The organism is Burkholderia sp. D-99 (assembly GCF_011605345.1).
Classification (GTDB): Bacteria; Pseudomonadota; Gammaproteobacteria; order Burkholderiales; family Burkholderiaceae; genus Burkholderia.
The window spans coordinates 312,660-333,636 of record NZ_JAAOXM010000002.1 but is presented as its reverse complement, the minus strand read 5'-3'; the positions used below and the strand labels follow the sequence as shown (position 1 = coordinate 333,636).

The 20,977-nt window shown below is 68.3% G+C and carries 21 protein-coding genes; 12 read left to right on the top strand and 9 right to left on the bottom strand.

Annotated features, from left to right (window positions below):
- The first annotated feature begins 262 nt into the window (after window positions 1–262).
- Window positions 263–694 carry an Lrp/AsnC family transcriptional regulator gene (locus tag HAV18_RS08595; RefSeq protein WP_006479718.1) on the top strand — a complete coding sequence of 144 codons (432 nt, stop codon included), beginning with the start codon at window positions 263–265 and terminating at the stop codon, window positions 692–694.
- 72 nt (window positions 695–766) lie between these two features.
- Here HAV18_RS08595 and HAV18_RS08590 read toward each other — a convergent pair whose 3' ends face one another.
- Complete coding sequence (locus tag HAV18_RS08590) at window positions 767–1,690, bottom strand: LysR family transcriptional regulator (protein ID WP_166954701.1); 924 nt, start codon at window positions 1,688–1,690, stop codon at window positions 767–769.
- Between the two features lie 90 nt (window positions 1,691–1,780).
- Here HAV18_RS08590 and HAV18_RS08585 point away from each other — a divergent pair, with 90 nt between their 5' ends.
- A complete protein-coding gene (locus HAV18_RS08585; RefSeq protein ID WP_347814741.1) occupies window positions 1,781–2,797 on the top strand; it encodes an SDR family oxidoreductase in 1,017 nt (338 codons plus the stop codon).
- Between the two features lie 150 nt (window positions 2,798–2,947).
- On the opposite strand, the gene HAV18_RS08580 is transcribed toward HAV18_RS08585, so the two are convergent.
- Genes HAV18_RS08580 through HAV18_RS08565 form a run of 4 tightly spaced genes read right to left on the bottom strand, consistent with a single transcriptional unit; the run spans window position 2,948 to window position 6,575 of the window.
- Complete coding sequence (locus HAV18_RS08580; protein ID WP_166954699.1) at window positions 2,948–3,541, bottom strand: peroxidase-related enzyme; 594 nt, start codon at window positions 3,539–3,541, stop codon at window positions 2,948–2,950.
- The gene (locus HAV18_RS08575; RefSeq protein WP_166954697.1) at window positions 3,538–4,068 is read right to left on the bottom strand and encodes a CMD domain-containing protein; all 531 of its coding nucleotides are present in this window, start codon (window positions 4,066–4,068) and stop codon (window positions 3,538–3,540) included. Before HAV18_RS08575 ends, HAV18_RS08580 begins: the two co-directional genes overlap by 4 nt.
- A 45-nt stretch (window positions 4,069–4,113) precedes the next feature.
- The gene (locus HAV18_RS08570; RefSeq protein ID WP_166954695.1) at window positions 4,114–5,547 is read right to left on the bottom strand and encodes an NAD(P)-binding domain-containing protein; all 1,434 of its coding nucleotides are present in this window, start codon (window positions 5,545–5,547) and stop codon (window positions 4,114–4,116) included.
- On the bottom strand, window positions 5,544–6,575 hold the full coding sequence (locus HAV18_RS08565; RefSeq protein WP_166954694.1) for a LysR family transcriptional regulator: 1,032 nt from the start codon (window positions 6,573–6,575) through the stop codon (window positions 5,544–5,546). The genes HAV18_RS08570 and HAV18_RS08565 overlap by 4 nt, the downstream gene beginning before the upstream one ends.
- Window positions 6,576–6,930: 355 nt before the next feature.
- On the opposite strand from HAV18_RS08565, the gene HAV18_RS08560 reads away from it, so the two are divergent.
- The 5 genes from HAV18_RS08560 (at window position 6,931) to HAV18_RS08540 (ending at window position 12,162) form a co-directional block, all read left to right on the top strand.
- Window positions 6,931–8,124, top strand: coding sequence for an ABC transporter substrate-binding protein (locus HAV18_RS08560; RefSeq protein ID WP_166954692.1), 1,194 nt, complete (start codon window positions 6,931–6,933; stop codon window positions 8,122–8,124).
- A 34-nt stretch (window positions 8,125–8,158) separates the two neighbouring features.
- A complete protein-coding gene (locus HAV18_RS08555) occupies window positions 8,159–9,970 on the top strand; it encodes an ABC transporter permease (RefSeq protein WP_166954691.1) in 1,812 nt (603 codons plus the stop codon).
- An 11-nt stretch (window positions 9,971–9,981) separates the two neighbouring features.
- Window positions 9,982–10,842, top strand: coding sequence for an ABC transporter ATP-binding protein (locus HAV18_RS08550; RefSeq protein WP_166954689.1), 861 nt, complete (start codon window positions 9,982–9,984; stop codon window positions 10,840–10,842).
- Complete coding sequence (locus tag HAV18_RS08545; protein ID WP_166954688.1) at window positions 10,839–11,603, top strand: ABC transporter ATP-binding protein; 765 nt, start codon at window positions 10,839–10,841, stop codon at window positions 11,601–11,603. Before HAV18_RS08550 ends, HAV18_RS08545 begins: the two co-directional genes overlap by 4 nt.
- Window positions 11,604–11,718: 115 nt before the next feature.
- The gene (locus HAV18_RS08540) at window positions 11,719–12,162 is read left to right on the top strand and encodes a hypothetical protein (RefSeq protein ID WP_166954687.1); all 444 of its coding nucleotides are present in this window, start codon (window positions 11,719–11,721) and stop codon (window positions 12,160–12,162) included.
- 37 nt (window positions 12,163–12,199) lie between these two features.
- Here HAV18_RS08540 and HAV18_RS08535 read toward each other — a convergent pair whose 3' ends face one another.
- Both HAV18_RS08535 and HAV18_RS08530 read right to left on the bottom strand, forming a co-directional pair.
- Window positions 12,200–13,621: a sensor histidine kinase gene (locus HAV18_RS08535; RefSeq protein ID WP_166954686.1), complete on the bottom strand. Its 1,422-nt coding sequence runs from the start codon at window positions 13,619–13,621 to the stop codon at window positions 12,200–12,202.
- A complete protein-coding gene (locus HAV18_RS08530; RefSeq protein ID WP_166954685.1) occupies window positions 13,608–14,273 on the bottom strand; it encodes a response regulator transcription factor in 666 nt (221 codons plus the stop codon). The genes HAV18_RS08535 and HAV18_RS08530 overlap by 14 nt, the downstream gene beginning before the upstream one ends.
- Before the next feature lie 238 nt (window positions 14,274–14,511).
- On the opposite strand from HAV18_RS08530, the gene HAV18_RS08525 reads away from it, so the two are divergent.
- The 4 genes from HAV18_RS08525 (at window position 14,512) to HAV18_RS08510 (ending at window position 17,657) form a co-directional block, all read left to right on the top strand.
- Complete coding sequence (locus HAV18_RS08525) at window positions 14,512–15,528, top strand: ABC transporter substrate-binding protein (RefSeq protein WP_166954684.1); 1,017 nt, start codon at window positions 14,512–14,514, stop codon at window positions 15,526–15,528.
- A gap of 133 nt (window positions 15,529–15,661) precedes the next feature.
- On the top strand, window positions 15,662–16,972 hold the full coding sequence (locus tag HAV18_RS08520; RefSeq protein WP_166954683.1) for an MFS transporter: 1,311 nt from the start codon (window positions 15,662–15,664) through the stop codon (window positions 16,970–16,972).
- Between the two features lie 113 nt (window positions 16,973–17,085).
- Window positions 17,086–17,361: a YlcI/YnfO family protein gene (locus HAV18_RS08515; RefSeq protein WP_111939050.1), complete on the top strand. Its 276-nt coding sequence runs from the start codon at window positions 17,086–17,088 to the stop codon at window positions 17,359–17,361.
- The gene (locus tag HAV18_RS08510) at window positions 17,358–17,657 is read left to right on the top strand and encodes a type II toxin-antitoxin system RelE/ParE family toxin (protein WP_081062380.1); all 300 of its coding nucleotides are present in this window, start codon (window positions 17,358–17,360) and stop codon (window positions 17,655–17,657) included. Before HAV18_RS08515 ends, HAV18_RS08510 begins: the two co-directional genes overlap by 4 nt.
- 47 nt (window positions 17,658–17,704) lie before the next feature.
- Here HAV18_RS08510 and HAV18_RS08505 read toward each other — a convergent pair whose 3' ends face one another.
- Together HAV18_RS08505 and HAV18_RS08500 are read right to left on the bottom strand one after the other, a co-directional pair.
- A complete protein-coding gene (locus tag HAV18_RS08505) occupies window positions 17,705–19,501 on the bottom strand; it encodes a sensor histidine kinase (RefSeq protein WP_166954682.1) in 1,797 nt (598 codons plus the stop codon).
- Entirely contained in the window at window positions 19,498–20,142 is a 645-nt protein-coding gene (locus HAV18_RS08500) for a response regulator transcription factor (RefSeq protein ID WP_166954681.1), read from the bottom strand. The genes HAV18_RS08505 and HAV18_RS08500 overlap by 4 nt, the downstream gene beginning before the upstream one ends.
- A 321-nt stretch (window positions 20,143–20,463) precedes the next feature.
- Here HAV18_RS08500 and HAV18_RS08495 point away from each other — a divergent pair, with 321 nt between their 5' ends.
- Window positions 20,464–20,916, top strand: a complete 453-nt coding sequence (locus HAV18_RS08495) for a hypothetical protein (protein WP_166954680.1) — start codon at window positions 20,464–20,466, stop codon at window positions 20,914–20,916.
- Window positions 20,917–20,977 lie beyond the last annotated feature (61 nt).

Here is a 20,977-nt window from a genome sequence, read left to right as displayed (position 1 = left end):
TGTCCTGGCGTTCTGGTCGACCGGGCGGTGCATCGGCGCGGGCCTCGGGCTTCCTGAAAAGCGCGGCGCGGCGTGTTCTGCCGGTCGATGGAGTCATTATTTCCGTGAGTCGAGCCAACAAAAAGACAGCAAAAGTGGCAGATTTATCGATAGACTTGGCAAATTGCCAGCCAATTCCGGCAGTTTGTCCGATTGTGCTGGTCGGAATGCGCAGTCTCCGGCACGCTGGCGGCCGGCTCACGCTCCACAGGAAGGCCCGTTCATGATCACGCTCGACGACGTCGACCGGCAGCTCATCGCACTGCTGCGCGACAACGCGCGACTGCCCGTCGTCGCGCTGGCGAAGGAACTGCGCGTCGCGCGCGCGACCGTGCAGAACCGGCTGACGCGGCTGGAGAAAAACGGCGTGATCGTCGGTTATACGGTGCGGCTCAAGCCGGCGGCGGAACGCCACCGGATCCGCGCGCTGATGTCGATCGCCGTGCAGGGCAATCGCGGCGCGGAAGTGGTGAAGGTGCTGCGCGGGCATCCGAACGTCGCCTCGATCCACAGCACGAACGGGCGCTGGGATCTCGTCGCCGAGCTGCATGCCGATTCGCTCGAGCACTTCGATCGCGTGCTCGGCGCGATCCGGTTGATCGACGGGATCGCGAATACCGAGACGAGCATTCTGCTGTCGACGCACAAGGCGTGATGCGCGCGGCACCCGACGGGAGGCCGGGCAGGAAGCGAGTGCGCGTGACGGGTCGATGCCGGCCGGTTTCCGTCAGCCGAACGTGTCGATGCGTGCCCGCCAGTCGCTTCGCGAAAACGACTCCGTCAGAAACTCGACGAACGCGCGAACCTTCGGCGGTGTGAGGCGCGCGTGCGCGTAGTACACGTAGATTGTGCCGGCCGTTGCCGGATAGCGCGTGAGCACGCGCACGAGCCGGCCTTCGTCGAGATACGGCAGCACATGATGCGCGCCGAGCCGCGCGAGCCCCATGCCTGCCACGGCCGCATCGCAGATGGCATCCAGGTCGGTCAGCACGATGTGTCCGTCGACCGGGACGGTCACCGTTTCACCATTCACCGTGAACGCCCAGTCGCGCACGCGACCCGTCGTCGCGGAGCGCAAGCGGATGCAGTCATGGCGCGCCAGCCCGGCGAGCGTCGCCGGTTCGCCGTGCTTCGCCAGATACGCGGGGGAAGCCACCGTCAGCAACCGGATCGGCACCAGCTCGCGCGCGACGACGTTCGCGTCGTCCTCGACGCCCGAGCCGATCGCGGCATCGAAACCTTCCTTCACCAGATCGACGTGGCGGTTCTCGAGGCTCCAGTCGAGCCGGAGGTCCGGATAGCGTTCGAGAAACGCCGGCATCAGCGGCAACACGTACTGGCGTCCGAACCCCGGCGCGACGCTGATGCGCAGCGTGCCGGCGGGGCGCGCGTCACGCTCGGTCAGGGTTGCCATCGCCTGGCTCAGCGCGTTGGCCGCCGCCGACGTTTCCGCGTACAGCCTTTCGCCGGCTTCCGTCAGCGTGAGGCTGCGCGTCGTGCGGCGGAACAACCGCGTGCCGAGGCTGCGCTCCAGCTTCGCGACGTGCTTGCTGACGGCTGCAGGCGTGACGCCCAGCCGGCTGGCCGCTGCGGAGAAGCTGCCGGCTTCCACGGTCCGGAGAAAGCTTTCCAGCACACGCAGATCGTTCATGACGATTCGATCGAAATCGTTGAAATTGATTCGACGCATTATGGACTATTCGGCATGAATGGGGGCGACTAGGATGAGGTCCGTCGTGTCGTGTTCCGCGGACCGGCTGCGCATCGTCAGCTATCCGTGACGTATGCGAACGGGCGCGGAGTTGCTTGCGCGCCGGCACCGCAGCGATGGCGGCTTCGCGCGTCGAGGCGGTCGTCGCGGTCCGGCAATACGGCGCGCATTCCATTTGCGATCAAGAGGCACATCATGTCCCACACCATTCTCGTGACCGGCGCGACCGGGAACATCGGACGCGAACTCGTCGCGCAACTGAAGGCGGCCGGCGCGCATGTGATCGCCAGCTCGAACAGCGGCAGGGCGGTCGACGGCGTCGAAACGCGTCGCGCGGATCTTGCCGATGTCGCGAGCCTGACGCGTGCGTTCCAGGGCGTCGACACGCTGTTCCTGTTGCTGCCGTTGCAGGCCGACATGGTGACGCTGGCCGGCAATGCGGTCGCGGCGGCCAAGGCGGCCGGCGTCTCGCATATCGTTCGCTCGTCGGGCGCGGGTGCCGATGCCGCGTCGCCGGTCGAGATCGGGCGCGTGCAAGGCGAGATCGACCGGCTCGTGATGGAGTCGGGCATCGCATACACGATCACGCGGCCCAACTGTTTCATGCAGAACTTCGTGACGTACTACGCGGGCATGATTCGCGACGGCGCGATGTATCTGCCGCAGGGCGACGCGAAGGTGTCGTTCGTCGATGTGCGCGACATCGCCGCCGTCGATGCGACGATCCTGCAGCACCCGGCGGATCATGCCGGCAGGATCTACGAGCTGACGGGCGGCGCAGCACTGTCGAACGCCGATGTGGCCGCACGGATCGGCGCGGCGCTCGGTCGCAAGGTCGCGTATGTGGCGGTGCCGGACGATGCGGCGATCGATTCCATGCGCGCCGCGGGTGCCGACGCGTGGTCGATCGATGTGCTGATGAGCCTGAACCGGATGATCGCGGCCGGTCAGGCGGCAGCCGTCAGCGCCGATGTGCAGGCGCTGCTCGGCCGGGCGCCGATCGCGTTCGAGCAGTTCGTTGCGGATCACGTCGAAAGCTGGCGCTGAGCGGAGCCGACGCCGCGCAGGTGCGGCGGCCGCCGCGGCAGTACGCGCGATGCACGTCGGGGTCGCGCGTGCGGCGTCGTCGACGCATTGCACGGTCGATGTGCCGGGCGACACCCGGGCAGCTTATGCCGTCCGGTGTGCGTTGCCGTGTCAGGCGTCGATCGCCGGCTCCGGAAACACCGGCTCGCCCAGTGTCAGCATCAACCGGTTCGCCCACGCGAAGATCGCGACCGCGTGCGAGAGGTCGAGAATGTCCTCATGGGTCAGCCCTTCGGCTTCCAGCGCGGCGATATCGCTCGCGTCGACCGTATCGGGCCGCTCCGTCAGCGCGATCGCGTAGCGGACGATCGCGCGTTCGCGCGCCGTCGTGCCGGCCGTCGCCGGATCGTCGAATACCTGTTCGATCGCGTCGGTGCGTTTCGCGAGCTGCGCGAAGCGCTGCGCATGCACGGACGCGCAATACACGCAGCCGTTCACGCGCGACACGGCCGTGCTGGCCAGTTCGCGTTCGGCGCGCGACAGCCCGCCGGGGCCGTACATGATCGCGTTGAATACGCCCGAGCGTTGCCGCAGGATCTCGGGAAGATGCACGAGCAGCAGGTAATAGTCGGACGTCTTCGCGTGCGGGTGGCTCGCTTCGAGCACGGCCAACTGATCGGGCGTCGCGGCATCGAGCGAAACGGTGTCGAGCCAGGCACGCCAGCCGAGCGTGTCGGACGTGAAGCCGTGGGCGGTCGTCGTCATGCGGCCTCCGCTGCGGCACGTGCCTGAAGCGCTTGCGCGGCGACGGCAACGCGCAACTGGTACGCGACGAACGCAACGAGCTGCGACAGCGCGACGATCGCGGGTGTCGTGAGCCCGGCCGACTTCAGCGCGTCGAGATCGGACGGGCGTGCATCGACAGGGGAGCGCGTCAGCAGGCGTGCATGCGCGAGGATCGCGCCGATGCGTCGAGGCAGTGCGTCGAATGCATCGGCATCCGCGCGTGCGATATCGTCGAGCGTGCCGCCTGCGTCGATCAGTCGTGCGCGATAGGTCTCGGTCAATGCCGGCGCATTCGATTGGTGTGCGACATAGCGAGCCGCGTGCAGTCTTTCGATCAACGAAAGGTCGGGCAGCGCGGGATCGAACAGGGCGGCTTCGCTCTGCCGCGTATGAAGCAGCACCTTTTCGCGCGCGCGGCGCAGTGCGGCGACCGCGTCGCCGTCGCGCAGGCCGGCCACCGCATCGATCGTGTCCGGCGCATCGGCCGGTGTGATGGATTCAGTCATCGTTTGGGGTTCCCTTCGTCGTCAATGTGTTCGATGGACGCGCGCTCATGCATTCGCGTCGTGCCATTCGTCGCCCTGCAGCTCGGCGTTCGCGTATGCGACGAGCGCGTCGTAATGGCGCTCGCGGTCGGCGTCGAACAGCCGGCTCGCGATGCCGCGCGCCAGCCGTTTCGCGCCTGCGCTGATTGCCGGGATATCGCCGGACAGCTTGCCCTGGCTCAGGCTCGCCGCATGGTTGAAGCAATGGATTTGCGTGACGGCCGGGCATGTACCGGGCTCGCGTTCCTGGAACGCGAACGCCGGGCCGAGATCGGGCGACTCGGCGAGCTCGTCGAGCCACGTGCCCGGTGCCGGCCGATAGCGATCTTTCCAGCGCCGCACTTGCGAGCCGAACGATGCGAATTCCGCGCGTGTCGTCCAGTCCGAATGAAAGCCCGTCGCGAAGACCAGGAAGTCGACGGTGTAGCGCCCGCGCGGTGTCGTGACGTCGAGGCCGTCCGCGTGTTCGGCGAGCGTCTCGATCGGGCTGCCCGCATGAAAATGCGCATGTTCGTGACGCGATACGCGCAGCACGCTGTCGCGGGGCGGCGGCGTCTGTGACGTCAGCGCGTAGTGCATGAAGCGCCACTTCGTCGCGTCGTCGAGATCGGCGTAGCCGTGCACGAGGCCCGGGCTGCCGATGCCGGTCAGCTTGTTGATGCGCGGAATATCCGCGCGGCGGAAGAACAGGTCGACGCGCGCGGCGCCGGCTTCGAGCGCGGTGCCCGCGTTGTCGAACGCGGACGCGCCCGCGCCGACTACACCGACGCGCTTGCCCGCGAGCGCCGCGAAGTCGATCGGCTCGGACGAATGCGCCCAGCGCGCGCGTGGCATACGGTGCGCGACGGGTGGCACATAAGGGCCGCCGAGTCCGTCACGGCCGGTCGCGAGCACGACGTGCCGCGCGAGCAGCGTCTGCGCTTCGCCGTTGCCGCGCACGTCGAGTGCGAGCAGCCCGTCGTCGCGCGGGCGCAGCGCGACGAGCGCCGTGTCGTTGCGCACCTGCAGGTCGAGCACGCGCCGATACCAGCGCAGGTAGTCCATCCATTGCGTGCGCGGAATCTTGTAGAGCGCGTCCCACGCGTCGCGGCCGTACTGCGCTTCGAACCACGCGCGGAACGTCAGCGCGGGCAGGCCGAGCGCGGGGCCGGCGAGCTGCTTCGGCGAGCGCAGCGTGTCCATCCGCGCGAACGTGACCCACGGCCCTTCGTATCCGGCCGGCGCGCGGTCGATCACGCACTGGTTGTCGATGCCGAGCAGACGCAGTTCGGCGGAAGCCGCGAGCCCGGCCATGCCGCCGCCGACGATCGCGACGTCGAGCACGCGTGTGCCGTCGGCCTCGCGCGGCGGTACCCACGACGGCGCGGGCAGGTCGAGCCAGCGCAGGTCTTGCGCGAGGCGGGCTTCGAGTGCGTGGAGTGCATCGAGTGGTGTCGTCATGCGGCCTCCGGGCGCGTGCGGCGCGACCGTGTCGTGCGTTGCGGGCTTGAAGGACGTGAAGGGCGTGACTGGCGTCCGGCACGCAACCGGTCGCCGCGCAGCAGCGCGTCATGCGCGGCTGCGTCGTGAAAGATCACGTCGTCGAGCAGTGCGCGTGTCGTGCGGTGCAGCGCGTCGAGCAGCGCATCGACGGCCGCCGTGCGTGCCTTGCCGGCCGGCGTCGCGACGCCGAACGCGAACGGGATGTCGACGTCGAGCGGACGCGCGACGACACCGTCCACCGGTAGCGCCACGCCCGTCGCCGGATCGACGATGCCGATCCCGATGCCCGCACGCGCGGCCATCACCGCATTCAGCGATGCATTGGTTTCGATGAATACGCGTGCGTCGACGCGCGCGGCCGCGAATGCCGCATCGATCCGCTGGCGCAGCCGGTGCCGGTTCGCGACCGTCACGATGCGGCGGCGCGCGAGATCGCGCAGCGCGATGCGCGGCTGTGCCGCGAGCGGGTCGCCGGCGGGCAGCACGGCGACGCAGGGCGTTTGCGCGATCCAATGCACGTCGAGCCCCGCATGCGCCATCGGCAGCGTGACGACACCGACATCGGCCGTGCCGGCGAGCACCTCGTGCACGACATGCTCGGCCGATTCGCTGCGCAACTGGTAGTGCGGCGCCTGCGCGCCGTCGGGCAGCGCGGCGAGCGCGGCCGGCACGAGCGTCGCCGCGAGCGAGGGCGTGGCCGCGATGCGTACGGGTTCGGCGGTTTCATCGCCGAGCGCCCGTGCGCGTGCCTCGATCGCGCGCAGGCCGACCAGCGAGCGCTCGACTTCCTCGTAGAGCAGGAACGCGCGCCGCGTCGGCGTGACGCGCGGGCCGTGCCGGTCGAACAGCGCGTAGCCGAGATCGGCTTCGAGCTCCTGGATCTGTCGCGTGACGGCCGGCTGCGAGCGGCCGAGCAGTTCGCCCGCGCCGGTCACGCTGCCGGCCGACATGACCGCGGAAAAGGCTTCGAGTTGATGCAGCTCCATGACACCTTCCGATGATGCGATTTGCACATTGTAGAAGTGTGAGCATGCGTGATTCATATAATGATTTTTGCTATCGACAGCGCGAAAACTGCGAAGCGTGCGATTGCTGCCGCGTCCGGTTGCACAGGCATGCGCATCGGTTGAGCGTGACGACGCGAAGGAAACGCCAATCGAATCAACGCGATGCGATACATGCCGATGCAACGTGCAACGCGAGTCGAACGGATGACCGTTCGCGGGCGCGATCCGCTCCGCGCCGCGCACGATATCGATAGATGCAAAACTTCGTTGGATCGTTCTGAACCGGATGGTTACATGCCCTCACTCTTTTCGACTGACTGAAGGTGGGGGCGGCATGAACGTTTCGGGGAACGACGTACGCGGCGCATGGCGGCGCGTGCTGGGCACGGTGGCGGCGCTCGCTGCCGCATGGGGCTTGTCGACGGGCGGCGCGCTCGCGGCGGGCGTGTCGGGCGAGCCGGTGGTGGTCGGCGTGAGCGGGCCGCTTACGGGCCAGGATGCGCAATACGGCGAACAATGGAAGCGCGGTTTCGATCTCGCGCTCGACGAGATCAACGGCAGCGGCGGCATTCACGGCCGGCCGCTTGCGGTCGACTTCCAGGACAGCCGCAGCGACCCGCGCCAGGCAGTCGCGATCGCGCAGAAGTTCGTGGCCGATCCGCGCATCGCGATCGAGCTGGGTGACTTTTCCAGCGCGACGTCGATGGCCGCGTCGCCGATCTACCAGCGCGGGCAGCTGATCCAGTTCGGCTTCACGAACTCGCATCCGGACTTCACGAAGGGCGGCGACTATCTGTGGAGCACCGCGCTGAGCCAGGCCGAGGAGCAGCCGCTGCTCGCGCGTTACGCGGTGAAGGAGCTCGGCTTCAAGCGGATCGCGGTGCTGTACCTGAACACGGACTGGGGCCGCACCAGCAAGGACATCTTCGCGAAGGCGGTGGCCGGGCTCGGTGCGCAGGTCGTCGCGGCCGAAGGCTATCAGCCGTCGGAGAAGGACTTCCGTTCGACGCTCGTGCGGATCGGCGCATCGAAGCCCGATTCGATCGTGCTGATCTCGTACTACGCGGACGGCGCGCAGATCGTGAGGCAGGCGCGCACGTCGGGCGTCACGCTGCCGATCGCGGCGGTCGGCTCCGTGTATTCGCCGAAATTCCTCGAGCTGGGCGGTGCGGCCGTCGACGGCGTCTATACGGAATCGAACTTCTTCCCGGCCGAGCCGCGCCCCGAGGTGCAGGCGTTCGTGCAGCGCTATCGCGCGAAATTCCATGCCGATCCCGATTCGTTCGTTGCGCGCGCATACGACGCGCTGATCCTGTCGGCCGAGGTGCTGCGCCGCTACGGCACGACGCGCCAGGCCGCGCACGACGGCTTCGCGAAAATCAGCGACGTGCCGAGCGTGATCTTCGGCAAGGTGCGCTTCGATCCGCAGACGCGCCGCGTCGCCGGTGCGCGCACCGTGTATCTCGTCGTGAAGCAGGGGCAGTGGGCGCTGTGGGACGGCGCGAAACCGCAGCTCGCCGCGCGCTGACCCTGAACCGCATGCAAGTGACGGACGCATCGTGATGGCTTCCTGGCTCGACTACACGCTCAACGGCCTCATCGTCGGCAACATCTACGCGCTGCTCGCGGTCGGGCTCGCGCTGATCTTCGGCGTGTCGCACCTGATCAACTTCGCGCACGGCTCGGTCTACATGGTCGGCGCATTCATCGGCTGGCTGTGCCTGACGCGCTTCGGGCTGCCGTTGCCGGTCGCGCTCGCTGCCGTCGTCGTCGGCTGCGGCGCGCTCGGCGTCGCGATCGAACGGATCGGACTGCGGCCGCTGCGTCATGCTGCGCGCATCGCGCCGCTGCTCGCGACGATCGGCATCAGCTTCATCCTCGACCAGCTCGCGCAGCTCGCCTTCGGCGCGGACCCGCGCGCGGTGCCGACGCCGCTGCCCGACTGGCACGTGCGGATCGCCGGCGCGACGCTGGGCTCGCTCGACCTGCTGATCGCGGGCATCGGCATCGCGGCGGCCGCGCTGCTGTACGGCTTCCTGCGCTTCACGCGGCTCGGCTGGGCCGTGCGCGCGACTGCGCAGGATCGCGACGCGGCGCTGCAGATGGGCGTGGACGTCGACCGCGTGAACCAGACCGTGTTCGCGATCGCGTGCGCGCTCGGCGGCGTGAGCGGGCTGCTGGTCGGCATGTACTACAACAGCATCGATCCGGCGATGGGCTTCCAGGCCACGCTGAAAGGCGTGGTTGCGCTGCTGATCGGCGGGCTCGGCAACGTGCCGGGCGCGATCGCCGGCAGCCTGCTGCTCGGCCTCGTCGAAAGCTACGGCGTCGCGCTGTTCGGCACGAGCTACCGCGACCTGTTCGCGTTCGGGCTGCTGATCGTGTTCCTCGTGTGGCGGCCGAACGGCCTGTTCAGCGCGAACCGCGCGCTGCCGCCCGAGCCGATGACGGGTACCTTCCTCGCGGCTGCGAAAGCCGTGCGCGTGCCGCGTCCGGTACTCGTCGTGCTGATCGCGCTGGCGGCCGTGCTGCCGTGGCTCGGTGCGTCGCCGTACGTGCTGCAGACGCTGACCAACGCGTGGCTGTACGGGCTGCTCGCGCTGAGCCTCACGCTCGTCGCGGGCACGGTCGGGCAGATTTCGCTCGGCCATGCGGCGCTGCTCGTGATCGGCGCGTATGCGTCCGCGCTGCTGTCGTCGGATCTCGGCTGGTCGCCGGCCGTGACGATTCCGTGCGCGGGCGTCATCACGGCCGTGCTCGGCACGCTGCTCGTCTACCCGGCGTTCCGGCTGCGCGGGCACTACGTGTCGATCGCGACGCTCGGCATCGGCGAAGTGGTGAGCCTCGTGATCCTGAACTGGGACGGCATCACGCGCGGCCCGCTCGGCATCACCGGCATCGCGCCGCTGCCGTGGGCGACCAGCGCACGTGCCGCGTACTGGTTCACGTTCGCGGTGCTCGTCGTGTTCGCGCTTGTACAGGTGCGGCTGCTGCGCTCGCATCTCGGCCGCACGCTGCGCGCGGTGCGCGAGGACGACGTCGCCGCGCGCGCGCACGGCATCGCGCCAAACCGCTACAAGGCGATCGCGTTCGCGGTCGGCGGCGTCGCGGCCGGCGTGAGCGGCGGGATCGCCGCGCACCTGTACAGCTACATCAATCACCAGACCTTCGATTCGCAGGTGTCGATCCTCGCGCTGACGATGGTGATCCTCGGCGGTCTCGGCAACGTGCTCGGCGGCATCGTCGGCGCGATCGCGCTGATCGGGCTGCCGGAGTTGTTCCGCTGGGCGGCCGATTACCGGATGCTGATCTACGGCCTCGTGCTGCTGCTGCTCGTCCGGTTCCGGCCGCAGGGCCTGCTCGGCACGGTGTGAGGAGGAATGCGATGACCACCACCAATCGACCCTTGCTCGACGTACGGGGCCTGACGCGCCGCTTCGACGGCGTGACCGCGCTCGACGGCGCGAGCCTGACGCTCGCCGCGGGCGAGTTGCTGAGCGTGATCGGCCCGAACGGCGCGGGCAAGTCGACGCTGTTCAACCTGATCGCGGGCGCGGACCGGCCCGACGCCGGCCGCGTGACGTTCGACGGCCGCGACATCACGGGCACGGCGCCCGAGCGCCTCGCGGCGCTCGGCATCGCGCGCACGTTCCAGCACGGCCGCGTGTTCGGCAACCTGAGCGTGCTCGACAACGTGCTGATCGGCGCGCATGCGCGGCTGCGTGCGGCGCGGCCGGGCTGGCCCGCGCTCGGCGCGGCGGCCGAGGTGTGGCGCGCGCTCGTGCGGCCCGCGGCGGTGCGGCGCGAGGAAGCGGCGCTGCGCGACGAGGCGCGTGCGATCGTCGCCGGGTTCGGCGAACGGCTCACGCCGCGCATCGATCATCCGGCACACAGCCTGTCGTATGCGAACCGGCGGCGCGTGGAGATCGGCCGCGCGCTTGCGCTGCATCCGCGCCTGCTGCTGCTCGACGAACCGACGGCCGGGATGAACGAGACGGAGACGGCCGAGATGCTGCAATTGATCCAGTCGCTGAAGGCGCGCGGCCTGACGATCCTGTTGATCGAGCACAAGCTCGAACTCGTGATGCGCGTGTCCGACCGTGTGATGGTGCTCGACAACGGCGTGAAGATCGCCGAAGGCGCGCCGCGCGACGTGCGGCACGATCCGCGCGTGATCGAAGCCTATCTCGGCCGGCGCCATGCGGGCGGCGCGCCGGCCGATCGCGCGGCGCAGGCGGCCGCATGACCGCCTATTCTTCCGGATTACGAACCAACATGACCGACGCGCTGCTGAAACTCGAACACCTCGACACGTTCTACGGGCCGGTGCAGGTGCATTTCGACGTGAACTTCGAAGTCGGCCGCGGGCAGATCGTCAGCCTGCTCGGCGGCAACGCGAGCGGCAAGTCGACGACGATGAAGCTGATTCTCGGCTTGATGCGGCCGAAGCGCGGCGTCGTGCGCTTCGACGGCGACGACGTGACGGCGCTCGCGACGCCGCAGCGCGTGCGACGCGGGATCGCGGCCGTGCCCGAGGCGCGGCGGCTGTTCGGCGACATGAGCGTGCGCGAGAACCTGCTGATGGGGGCGTACACGCGCGGCGACCGTGCGGCGGTGGCGGAGGACTACGAGCGCGTGCTCGACCTGTTCCCTCGGGTGCGCGAGCGGCTGACGCAGCGCGCGGGCACGCTGTCGGGCGGCGAGCAGCAGATGCTCGCGATGGCGCGGGCGCTGATGGCGCGGCCGAAGCTGATCTGCATGGACGAGCCGACGATGGGGCTGTCGCCGCTCTACGTCGACAAGGTGCTCGAACTGATCGACGCGATCAACCAGCAGGGCGTGACGGTGTTCATGGTCGAGCAGAACGCGAGCCTCGCGCTGGAGATCGCGCATTACGGGTACGTGCTGCAGACCGGGCGTGTGGTGCTCGAAGGGCCCGCGAAGGCGTTGCTCGACGACGAGCGCGTGCGCGATGCGTATCTGGGCGGGGAGGCGGTGGCGGCGTAGCGGGCGAGGGCGATGGCGGTACCCGAATTCGGGCCTCGCGAAAAACTGCGAGGTACACCGAATTGTCAGGTAGATTACGCACAGTCGCCATTACCGCCATCGGGAGCGCCGCGCCATGTTGACCTACGCGATTCAGAAAACCGGCTACGACTACAATCAACTCGACCCACAGGGCGCGACCGACTACGCGTCGTTCACGCGTGCATTCGACACGTTCCCGTGGGCGGCGCAGCATGCCGAATGGGACGATACTCAGGAAGGCCCGTTGCCGGCCCTTGTACTGCAGCATGCCGACGATCAGCGGGAGCTATGGGTGACTGCGCTGAGCGACGCGCATGCGGACGGCTTTCAGTTGAATGCCGTCTCCACGCGGATGAAGAAGGGGCTGTTCGGGATCGGCAAGGAAAAGCCGGAGCAGCATGTCGACACGATAGACGTCGGCACGCGTGCGGAAGTCGACGCGTTGTGCCGGTTGTTCTGCGATCGACAGTATGACGAACTGGACCGACTGGTCGCGCGGCATGCGGAGCGCAACCGCTTCGACAACGACGACGATTGAGCGCCTGCCGCGCACGACCCGGCACAGGTCCGTCCCTTCATGCCTGCGCGGCGCCGATCCCCGCCGCGCGCGGAAACGTCAACACCACCGCGAACCCGCCCCCATCGGGAAATGCAAACCCGATGCGCCCGCCGTGCGCCTTCATCACTTCCTGCACGATCGCGAGCCCGAGGCCCGACCCCGTGCGCCGTTCGCTGCCGTCCGGCGCGATCCGCACGAACGGTTGCAGTGCGGCGTCCCAATGCTCACGTGGAATGCCGCGACCGTTGTCGGTGACGGTCAGCGTCACGGCATCGCCGCCATTGCCCTTCGTCGCGACCGACACGACGATGTCATCCGCATGCCCATGCAGCAACGCATTGTGCAGCACGTTCGACAACGCCTCCTGCAGACTGATCGCATCGCCGTCGATCCACGCGAGCGGCGCATCGCTCGCGAACGCAACGGCCACATCGCGCTCGCCCGCGAGCGGAATCGCGCGGCCGAGCACGTCCTTCGCGAGCGCGACGAGTTCGACCGGTTGCAGCGGCACGGCCTCGGTGCGGTGAATCACCATCGCATGATTCAGCAACTGGCCGGTGAGCCGCCCGACATCCGAGCAGGTCGCGCGCAGCGCGTCGAGCCGCGCCGCGTGGCGCGCCGGATCGGCTTCGCCGTCGAGCAGTTCGATCTGCGCATCGAGCCGCGCGAGCGGCGTGCGCATCTGGTGCGCAGCGTCGGCGATGAAGCGCTGCATCGCGTTGATGCGTTCGGCGAGGCGGCGCATCAGCCCGTTGATCGACCCGATGATGGCGTCGATCTCGCTCGGCGTGTCGACGGCCACCGGCCGCAGGTCGGCCGGGTCGCGCGCGGCGATGATCGTGCCGATCTGCGCGAGCGGGCGCAGGCCGCGCCGGATCGCGAGGCCGCTCGCGCCGATCGCGAGCACGCTCATCAGCACGATCAGTGTCCATACCTTGAGGCTCATGTCGTTCGTGAGCTGCTGGCGCGCATTGGTGGTCTGCGCAACGGTCACGAGCGCCCAGCCCGGCGTGCTTTCCTCGGGCATGTAGCGCGCGATGGTCGCGGTGCGGATCCGGTGCCCCTGGTACACGCCGTTCGCGAACGCCGGGCCCTGTTTCGCGGCGGCGAGCGTCACGGGGCTCGCGAGATCGTTGTAGCCGGCCACGACGATGCCGCGCGAATCGACGACCTTGTAGTAGACGAGGTCGTAGCGCGACAGTGTCGACAACGCGGCCACCGGCGGATTCAGCGCGAGCACGCCGCCCTGCACGTAGAGGTTTTCCGCGACCTGGATCGATGCGCCGGCGAGCAACTGGTCGTATGCGCGTTCGGCCGCGACGCCCGCGTAGTAGCGCGCGATCGCCGCGAGCGCAAGCGCGCCGGACGCGACGACGAGCGCGATGAAGAGCAGCGTGCGCCCGAACAGCGTCTTCGGGAACCAGTCAGTGCGCCGCAATCTGATACCCCATCCCGCGCGCGGTACGGATCTCGACCGAGCTGCCCTGCAGCTTCTTGCGTACGCGTGTCACGTACTGCTCGACCGCGTTCGCGGTCGGCTCGTTGCCGAAGCTGAACAGCTGGTTCAGCAGTTCGTCCTTCGAGAAGATCCGCTGCGGTCGGCTCGCGAGGATTTCGAGCAGCGCGAATTCCTGGCGCGACAGCGACAGCGGCTGGCCATCGAGTTCCGCGAGACGGCTGCTGCGGTCGATCACGAGGCCGCCGAGCGTCAGCACGTCGTTCGCGTGGCCGCTGTTGCGGCGCAGGAGCGCCTGCACGCGCGCATCGAGCTCGCGGTAGTCGAACGGCTTCACGAGGTAGTCGTCGGCGCCGAGGCCGAGGCCGCTCACGCGGTCGTCGATCGCCGAGCGCGCGGTGACGAGCAGCACGGGTGTCGTGCTGCCCGACGCGCGCAGGTTACGCAGTACCGCGAAGCCGTCCATGCCGGGCAGGTTCGCGTCGAGCACGACGAGGTCGAAGCGCTCGACGCGCAGCAGCCCGTTCGCGGTCGCGCCGTCGGTCTCGAGATCGGCGGCATGGCCGAGCCGCGCCAGGCGGCTGCGGATCGCCGCGCCGATTTCGGCATCGTCCTCCACGACGAGAATGCGCATGGTGCCGTTTCGCAGATGGGTGGGTTAGGGGTTTTCCCGGGGCCGGGATGTCAGCATTTTCTCAGACTCGGTCGATAACCTGTGTCGAGCCGGATGCAGCACGCAAGGACGGCATTAATACCAGAAATATTCAAGGAGACGGCAGCATGCAGCATGACACGGGCACGACGAGCGCGCGGCGCAGCGCGACGCGGGCCTTCGCGCGGCCGTTTGCCGTCCGTCGCACGGCGGCATGCGCATGACGACGTCGCCGCGCCGCCGCGCGCTGATCGCCGCCGGGCTCGGCGTGCTGGCCGCGCCGTCGCTCGTGCACGCAAAGGCGCGCACGGTCCGGATCTCGAAAGGTTATGGCGTGCTGTACCTGCCGCTGCTCGTGATGGAGAAGCAGCGGCTGTTCGAGCGGCATGCGGCGCGCCACGGCGTGCGCGACGTCGCGGTCGACTGGGTGCTGCTCGACGGCGGCAATTCCGTCAACGACGCGATGATGGCCGGCACGCTCGATTTCGCAGGTGCCGGCGCGCCGGGTTTCATCGAGCTGTGGGCACGGGCGCGCGGCATTCCGAACGTCGAGGTGATCGGCATCAGCGGGCTGTCTACCACGTCGCTGTCGCTGAACGCCAACCGGCCGGGCCTCGTGTCGCTGCGCGACTTCACGCCGTCCGACCGGATCGCGGTGCCCGGCATCCGCACGTCGCTGTCGGCGGTGGTGCTGCAGATGGTCGCGAGCCGGCAGCTCGGGCCCGCGCATTTTGCGCGGCTCGATTCGATCACCGTGAACCTGCCGCATCCGCAGGCGATGCAGGCGCTGATCCGCCGCGAGAACGGCGTCACCGCGCACTTCACGTCGCCGCCGTTCTCGACGCTCGAGCTGCGGCAGCCGGGCATTCACCGTGTCGTGAATTCGGTCGACGTGCTCGGCCCGCTGACGCTCGACGTCGTATTCGCGCCGAAGCGGCTCGTCGATACGGAGCCGGCGCTGGCCTCGGCGTTTCTTGGCGCGCTAGACGAAGCGAACCGCCTGATCGCGCAGGACCCGCGCGCGGCGGCCGCGCTCTATGCGGCCTCGTCGGGCGTCGGCGTGTCGCACGACGACGTGATGCAGATGCTCGCCGCGTCCGACACGCGCTTCTCGGTGCTGCCGAACCAGCTGATGGACTACGTCGAATTCCTGTATCTCGCCGGCACGATCAAGGCGAAGCCGCGCGCATGGCACGAGATGTTCGCGCCGATGCTCGACGACTACCGGTCGCGTTGATGCCGCCGCTTCCTTTCATCGACCCACCCCGCACCCGCGCGATCGTCGCGCACGGCGCCGATTCAACCGATTTGCAACCGATATGCAACCGATATGCAACCGATATGCAACCGATTCACGCAAGGAGCCTGAAGTGAACGCTACCGACACCCTGGACCCCGCGACCGCCGAAGAACAGTGCATCATGTCGAAGATGGCGCGGCGCCTGCTGCCCATCCTCGTCGTGATGTTCCTGATCGCGTTCATCGACCGGCAGAACGTCGGCTTCGCGAAGCTGCAGATGGTGCACAGCCTCGGGATGACGGAAGCCGCGTTCGGGCTCGCGTCGTCGCTGTTCTTCATCGGCTACCTGCTGTTCGAGGTGCCGAGCACGCTCGCGCTGCATCGCTACGGCGCACGCGTATGGCTCGCGCGGATCATGCTGACGTGGGGCCTCATTACCGTGCTGATGGGCTTCACGACGTCGATGCCCGCGTTCTGCACGCTGCGCTTCGTGCTCGGCATCGCCGAGGCCGGCTTCTATCCGGGCGTGATCTACTACCTGACGTTGTGGTTTCCGCAGAGCTATCGCGCGAAGGTGCTCGGCATCTTCACGCTCGGCAGCGCGCTCGCGAACATGCTCGGCTCGCTGGTCGGCGGTGTGTTGCTGAGCCTGAACGGCGTGTGGGGGCTCGCGGGCTGGCAGTGGGTGTTCGTGGCGACGGGCATCCCGGCGGTGATCGTCGCGATCGTCGTGTTCCGCGTGCTGCCCGCCTCGGTGCGCGATGCCCGTTTCCTGGACGAGCGCGAGAAGCAGATCGTCGAGGCCGCGCTCGAACGCGAGAAGCCCGCTCAGGCCGAGCACGGCCAGCCGTGGAGGGCATTGCTCGATCCGCGCGTGATGCTGTTCGCGGCGACCTACATGCTGATGTCGACGTCGCTGTACGGCGTGACGTACTGGCTGCCGACGCTCGTGAAATCGTTCGGCGTGTCGAGCAGCACGAACGGCTTCCTGAGCATGCTGCCGTGGGCGCTCGCGGTGCTGCTGCTGTTGTGGCTGCCGGCGAAGCTGCGCCGCGCGAAGAGCATCCTGCGCACGATCGCGATCGTCGCGGCGCTCGGCGCGCTCGGCTTTCTGCTGAGCCTCGTGCTGCCGTCGACGCCGCTGCGCTTCATCGCACTGGTGCTCGGCGGCGCATGCATTCCGCTGCTGTATCCGTGCTTCTGGTCGATGCCGCCGCGTTACTTCACCGGCGCGCGGGCGGCGGCGAGCGTCGCCGCGATCAACTCGATCGGCAACCTCGGCGGCTTCTTCAGCCAGAACCTGATGCCGTTTGCCGGCAAGGTGACGGGCACCGCGTTCGGGCCGATGATCGTGCCGATCGTGTGTCTCGCGCTGCTCGGGATCGGTGCGCTGGTCGCGTGGACGCGCTCCGAGCGGGGGATGGTGGCGGCGCGGGTGTGAGGCGGCGCGGCCGGATTGTGGTCCCGGATACGTTGGTCAGGCCGAATGGCCGACTGCCCCCGAAAAAGCGGGTGTGCTACCATGCATTACATATGTAATACACGGAGTGTGCGATGAAAACCGCGACCATGCCGGCGCTGCGTGTCGATCCGCAATTGCGGGAGGCGGCAGAGTCGGTCCTCGAGGAAAACGAGACGTTGTCTGCGTTCATGGAGTCGGCGCTGCGCGATGGTATTGCGCGTCGCCGACTGCAGCGCGAGTTTGTCACCCGTGGCCTTGCATCGCGCGACGAGGCGCGTCGTACCGGTGAATACGTCGATGCCGCCGACGTGCAGGCCGAACTCGAGGGCATGCTGAAGGCTGCGAGAGCAGCGAAGGCGGCTGATTGATCTATCGGGTCCGATATACACGTGCGGCCCGTGAGGATCTGGTACGGATGTATCGATACCTGCTCGAACGTGATATCGATGCAGCGGCGCGGGCTGCGGACGCGATCGAACAAGGTGTCGCCATGCTCCGAATGTTTCCGTTCACATGCCGCAAGATCGACGATGGAAATCCGTTTCTACGTGAGCTGATCGTGTCTTTCGGCACGTCGGGCTATGTCCTGCTGTTCGAGATTGAAGCGGCCGAGCAAGTCACGATTCTAGCCGTACGACATCAACGGGAAGATGATTACCACTGACGCGTGATCGACGCGGCAACCGGCATTCGCCGATATTGCCGCCTCGATCAGCGATCGATCCGCGAACCCCCATCCCCGCCGTGCACGACCGCAACAGGCGTAGGCGTCAACGGAATCTCCACCTCGACCGTCGTGCCTTCGCCGAGCGTCGTCGCGATCCGCAGCGTGCCGCCGACCAGATACGCGCGCTCGCGTAACCCGACCAGCCCGAACGATCCCGACTTGCGCGGCACGCCGGGATCGAATCCCGCGCCGTCGTCGCGAATCGTCAGCTCGATCGCATGGTTCGCCCGCACGAGTTCGACGTTCGCATGCGACGCGGCCGCGTGCCGCGCGACGTTCGCGAGCGCTTCCTGGGCGATGCGGAACACCGCCGTCGCGTAAGGCTCGTCGAGTTGCAGCTCGGGCGGCTCGACGTGCAGCGAGCACGCAATCCCGTGACGGTGCCGGAAATCCTCCACGAGCCATTGCATGGCCGCGGCGAAACCGAGGTCATCCAGCATCAGCGGGCGCAGATCGGACGCGATGCGCCGCGTCGCGGCCACCGCACCGCGCGCGAGCGTATGCATCGCCGCGATCTTGCGCGCCAGCAGCGCATCGTCCTGCGGCACGCGGTCGATCAGCCATTCGAGATCGTTCTTCAGCGCCGCGAGTGTCTGCGCGAGTTCGTCGTGCAGCTCGCGTGCGATGCGGCGCTGCTCGGCTTCGCGTGCGCTCGCGCTGATCGCGGCGATCTCGCGCAGCTCCTCGCGTGACGCCTGCAGCGCCCGCTCGGCACGCACACGTTCCTCGACTTCGCGCCGCAGGTCGCGGTTCGACGCGCTCAGTTGCGCGGTGCGCGCGGCGACGCGCTGTTCGAGCCGTTCGTTCGCATCGTTCAATTGCGCGCTCTTCTGCACGACGAGCAGATGCTGGTAGCGCGCGCCGGCCAGCGCACGCACCGTCTGCGCATGCAGCCGGCCGTTTTCGAACAGCATCGCGAACAGCACGACGCCGGACGCGATGAGGCCATACGCGCGCCCCGCGTAGAAGCCGAGATCGTAGCGCCCGTGGTTCAGCATCGACGACAGCGCGATGTCGAACAGCCACGCGACGAGCACCGTCATCACCCACAGGTCGAGCACGGAATGACGCCGCCGCCGCTGCCACATCAGCATCAGCGCCACCAGGTTCAGCCCCCAGACGATCGTGATCGCGTTCGTCATCGTCGCGGCCATCCGGTTGCCGTTCATGATGCGCGGCAGCAGGTCGTGGCCGGCCGTCGCGAGCAGTGCGAGTGCGGCCGTCGCGCCGAGCGAGGCCGCGATGCACAGCACCACGGGAATCGCCGCGCGGCGCTGCGCAGCCGCGATTGGCCCCGCGGCAGGCGCTGCCGCGCGCAGCAGGGCATACGCGGCGACCGCCAGCGGAAAGCCGCCGTGCCAGAACAGGTAAAGCCAGGCGGTGGTCTGGTCGCCGGCGCCGAGCAGGCCGGTCGGTGCGAACAGCCCGGGAAAGGTCAGCATGTGGGTGCCGGCCATGAAGCCCGTGAACAGGTAGCCGCCGGCGAGCACGAGCAGCGGCTTCTCGCGCAGGATCGCGTACTGGCCGAGCAGCAGGCCGGCCGTCACCATGTCGTTGACGACGATCGCCGACTGGTACACGGGGATGAACGCCCAGCCCGGCGCAAGCGGCCTGCCCGCGAACGGCGCAAGCGCGGCGAAGATCACGGCGGACACGAGCACGGTCGCGAGCGCGAGCCGCCGTTCACGCCGGCCCGGCGGCAGCGACGACATGAACAGGCGCGACGCGTCCGGGTTGTCGTCGTCCGACGGTGAAGGCGGGAAGTGGAAGGCAGTCGTCATGCGTCGCTGCCGGGGTCGAGGTCGTGGCGCACCGCGTAGCGGACCAGCGCGGCTTCGTGCGGCAGTTCCATCTTCTCGAGGATCCGTGTCTTGTACGTGCTGACCGTCTTCGCGCTCAGTGCGAGTTCGGTCGCGATCTGCGTGACAGTCTGGCCCGCGACGATGCGGCGCATCACGTCGAGCTCGCGCGCGGACAGCCGTTCGTGCGGCAGCGCCACGACCGGCGCGCGCAGCGTGAGCGCGAGGCTCTCGGCTGCCGACGGGCTCACGTAGACGCCGCCCGCCGCGACCTTGCCCACCGCCTCCACGAGCTCGGCGGTCGCGCTGTCCTTGGTCAGGTAGCCGGTTGCGCCGGCCTTGAACGCGCGCGCCGCGTATTGCGCCTCCGCGTGCATCGTCAGCACGAGCGTGCGCAGCGACGGTGCGTGGTGTTTCACCAGGCGGATCAGCTCGATGCCGGTCGGCGCGGGCATCGACAGGTCGAGCAGCAGCACGTCGGCGGCGCCGCGCTCGACCAGCGCGAGCGTGGCCGAGCCGTCGCTCGCCTCGCCGACGATTTCGAAACCGCCGGCCGTTTCCAGGATGTGACGCAGTCCGTCCCGCATGACTGCGTGATCGTCAGCCAGAATTACCCTGATCATCTAGCGATCCTCTTCGGGATGACGCCGCGCACTGCTGTCGGGTGATCGCCGCGGCCGTTCTTCTGATCAATATATTCCGCCGAATCCGAAAACGATACACATCCGGGAAATTTTCGAGACAGGAGATCGGGGAATGGGTACTGAAACGAAATAATCATCGGGAAAAAGTACGCGGCGGCGCGGGCGAGAATCAGGGTATTCCCGGGTAATCGCGGCGGCCGGAACAGGGCGGCGCGGCGCGTCGCGAACCGTCCCGCGAACCGTCCGGATTCGGGACTAAACTGGTGCCCGATGCCACTACACCACCCGAGGAGCCCCACGATGATCGACCTTGCCGAAATCCTGCCGTCCGCACTGCCCGCCGCCGTCGCATGGGCCGAAGCGGAGGCGGCGCGCGGGATCGCGCAGGGTGCGCCGCTGACGCCGGCGCAAGCCGACGACGCGCGCACGGTGGGTGTCGCGCAGCCGGAACGGATCCGCGTGGTGATCGTCGAGCGCATGCCGTTTCCCGAGACGCCGACGCTGGCCGCGATCGCCCGCGACACGGGGCTGCTGTCGCCGGGGACGATCGGACTCACGCTCGGTCACGCGGTGTACGTGCTGCGCGGGCAGGACACGCGCCGCCTGCTGACCCACGAATTTCGCCACGTGCATCAGTACGAGGCCGCCGGATCGATCGGTGCGTTTCTCGCGCGCTATCTGCAGGAGATCGCGACGGTCGGCTACCACGACGCGCCGCTCGAGGCCGATGCGCGGCAGCACGAGTTCGACTGATCCGTCACACCGGCGCGACCGCGCGCACCGCCCGATGAACGTTCCCCATGCCATCGCCGGC

Excerpts from the sequence above, each read along its gene's own strand:
- HAV18_RS08495 (WP_166954680.1), top strand. The coding sequence starts at position 20,464 with ATGATCGACCTTGCCGAAATCCTGCCGTCCGCACTGCCCGCCGCCGTC.
- HAV18_RS08575 (WP_166954697.1), bottom strand. The coding sequence starts at position 4,068 with ATGACTGAATCCATCACACCGGCCGATGCGCCGGACACGATCGATGCG.
- HAV18_RS08500 (WP_166954681.1), bottom strand. The coding sequence starts at position 20,142 with ATGATCAGGGTAATTCTGGCTGACGATCACGCAGTCATGCGGGACGGA.
- HAV18_RS08515 (WP_111939050.1), top strand. The coding sequence starts at position 17,086 with ATGAAAACCGCGACCATGCCGGCGCTGCGTGTCGATCCGCAATTGCGG.
- HAV18_RS08580 (WP_166954699.1), bottom strand. The coding sequence starts at position 3,541 with ATGACGACGACCGCCCACGGCTTCACGTCCGACACGCTCGGCTGGCGT.
- HAV18_RS08595 (WP_006479718.1), top strand. The coding sequence starts at position 263 with ATGATCACGCTCGACGACGTCGACCGGCAGCTCATCGCACTGCTGCGC.
- HAV18_RS08540 (WP_166954687.1), top strand. The coding sequence starts at position 11,719 with ATGTTGACCTACGCGATTCAGAAAACCGGCTACGACTACAATCAACTC.
- HAV18_RS08550 (WP_166954689.1), top strand. The coding sequence starts at position 9,982 with ATGACCACCACCAATCGACCCTTGCTCGACGTACGGGGCCTGACGCGC.
- HAV18_RS08560 (WP_166954692.1), top strand. The coding sequence starts at position 6,931 with ATGAACGTTTCGGGGAACGACGTACGCGGCGCATGGCGGCGCGTGCTG.
- HAV18_RS08530 (WP_166954685.1), bottom strand. The coding sequence starts at position 14,273 with ATGCGCATTCTCGTCGTGGAGGACGATGCCGAAATCGGCGCGGCGATC.
- HAV18_RS08570 (WP_166954695.1), bottom strand. The coding sequence starts at position 5,547 with ATGACGACACCACTCGATGCACTCCACGCACTCGAAGCCCGCCTCGCG.
- HAV18_RS08545 (WP_166954688.1), top strand. The coding sequence starts at position 10,839 with ATGACCGCCTATTCTTCCGGATTACGAACCAACATGACCGACGCGCTG.
- HAV18_RS08555 (WP_166954691.1), top strand. The coding sequence starts at position 8,159 with ATGGCTTCCTGGCTCGACTACACGCTCAACGGCCTCATCGTCGGCAAC.
- HAV18_RS08525 (WP_166954684.1), top strand. The coding sequence starts at position 14,512 with ATGACGACGTCGCCGCGCCGCCGCGCGCTGATCGCCGCCGGGCTCGGC.
- HAV18_RS08590 (WP_166954701.1), bottom strand. The coding sequence starts at position 1,690 with ATGAACGATCTGCGTGTGCTGGAAAGCTTTCTCCGGACCGTGGAAGCC.
- HAV18_RS08565 (WP_166954694.1), bottom strand. The coding sequence starts at position 6,575 with ATGGAGCTGCATCAACTCGAAGCCTTTTCCGCGGTCATGTCGGCCGGC.
- HAV18_RS08505 (WP_166954682.1), bottom strand. The coding sequence starts at position 19,501 with ATGACGACTGCCTTCCACTTCCCGCCTTCACCGTCGGACGACGACAAC.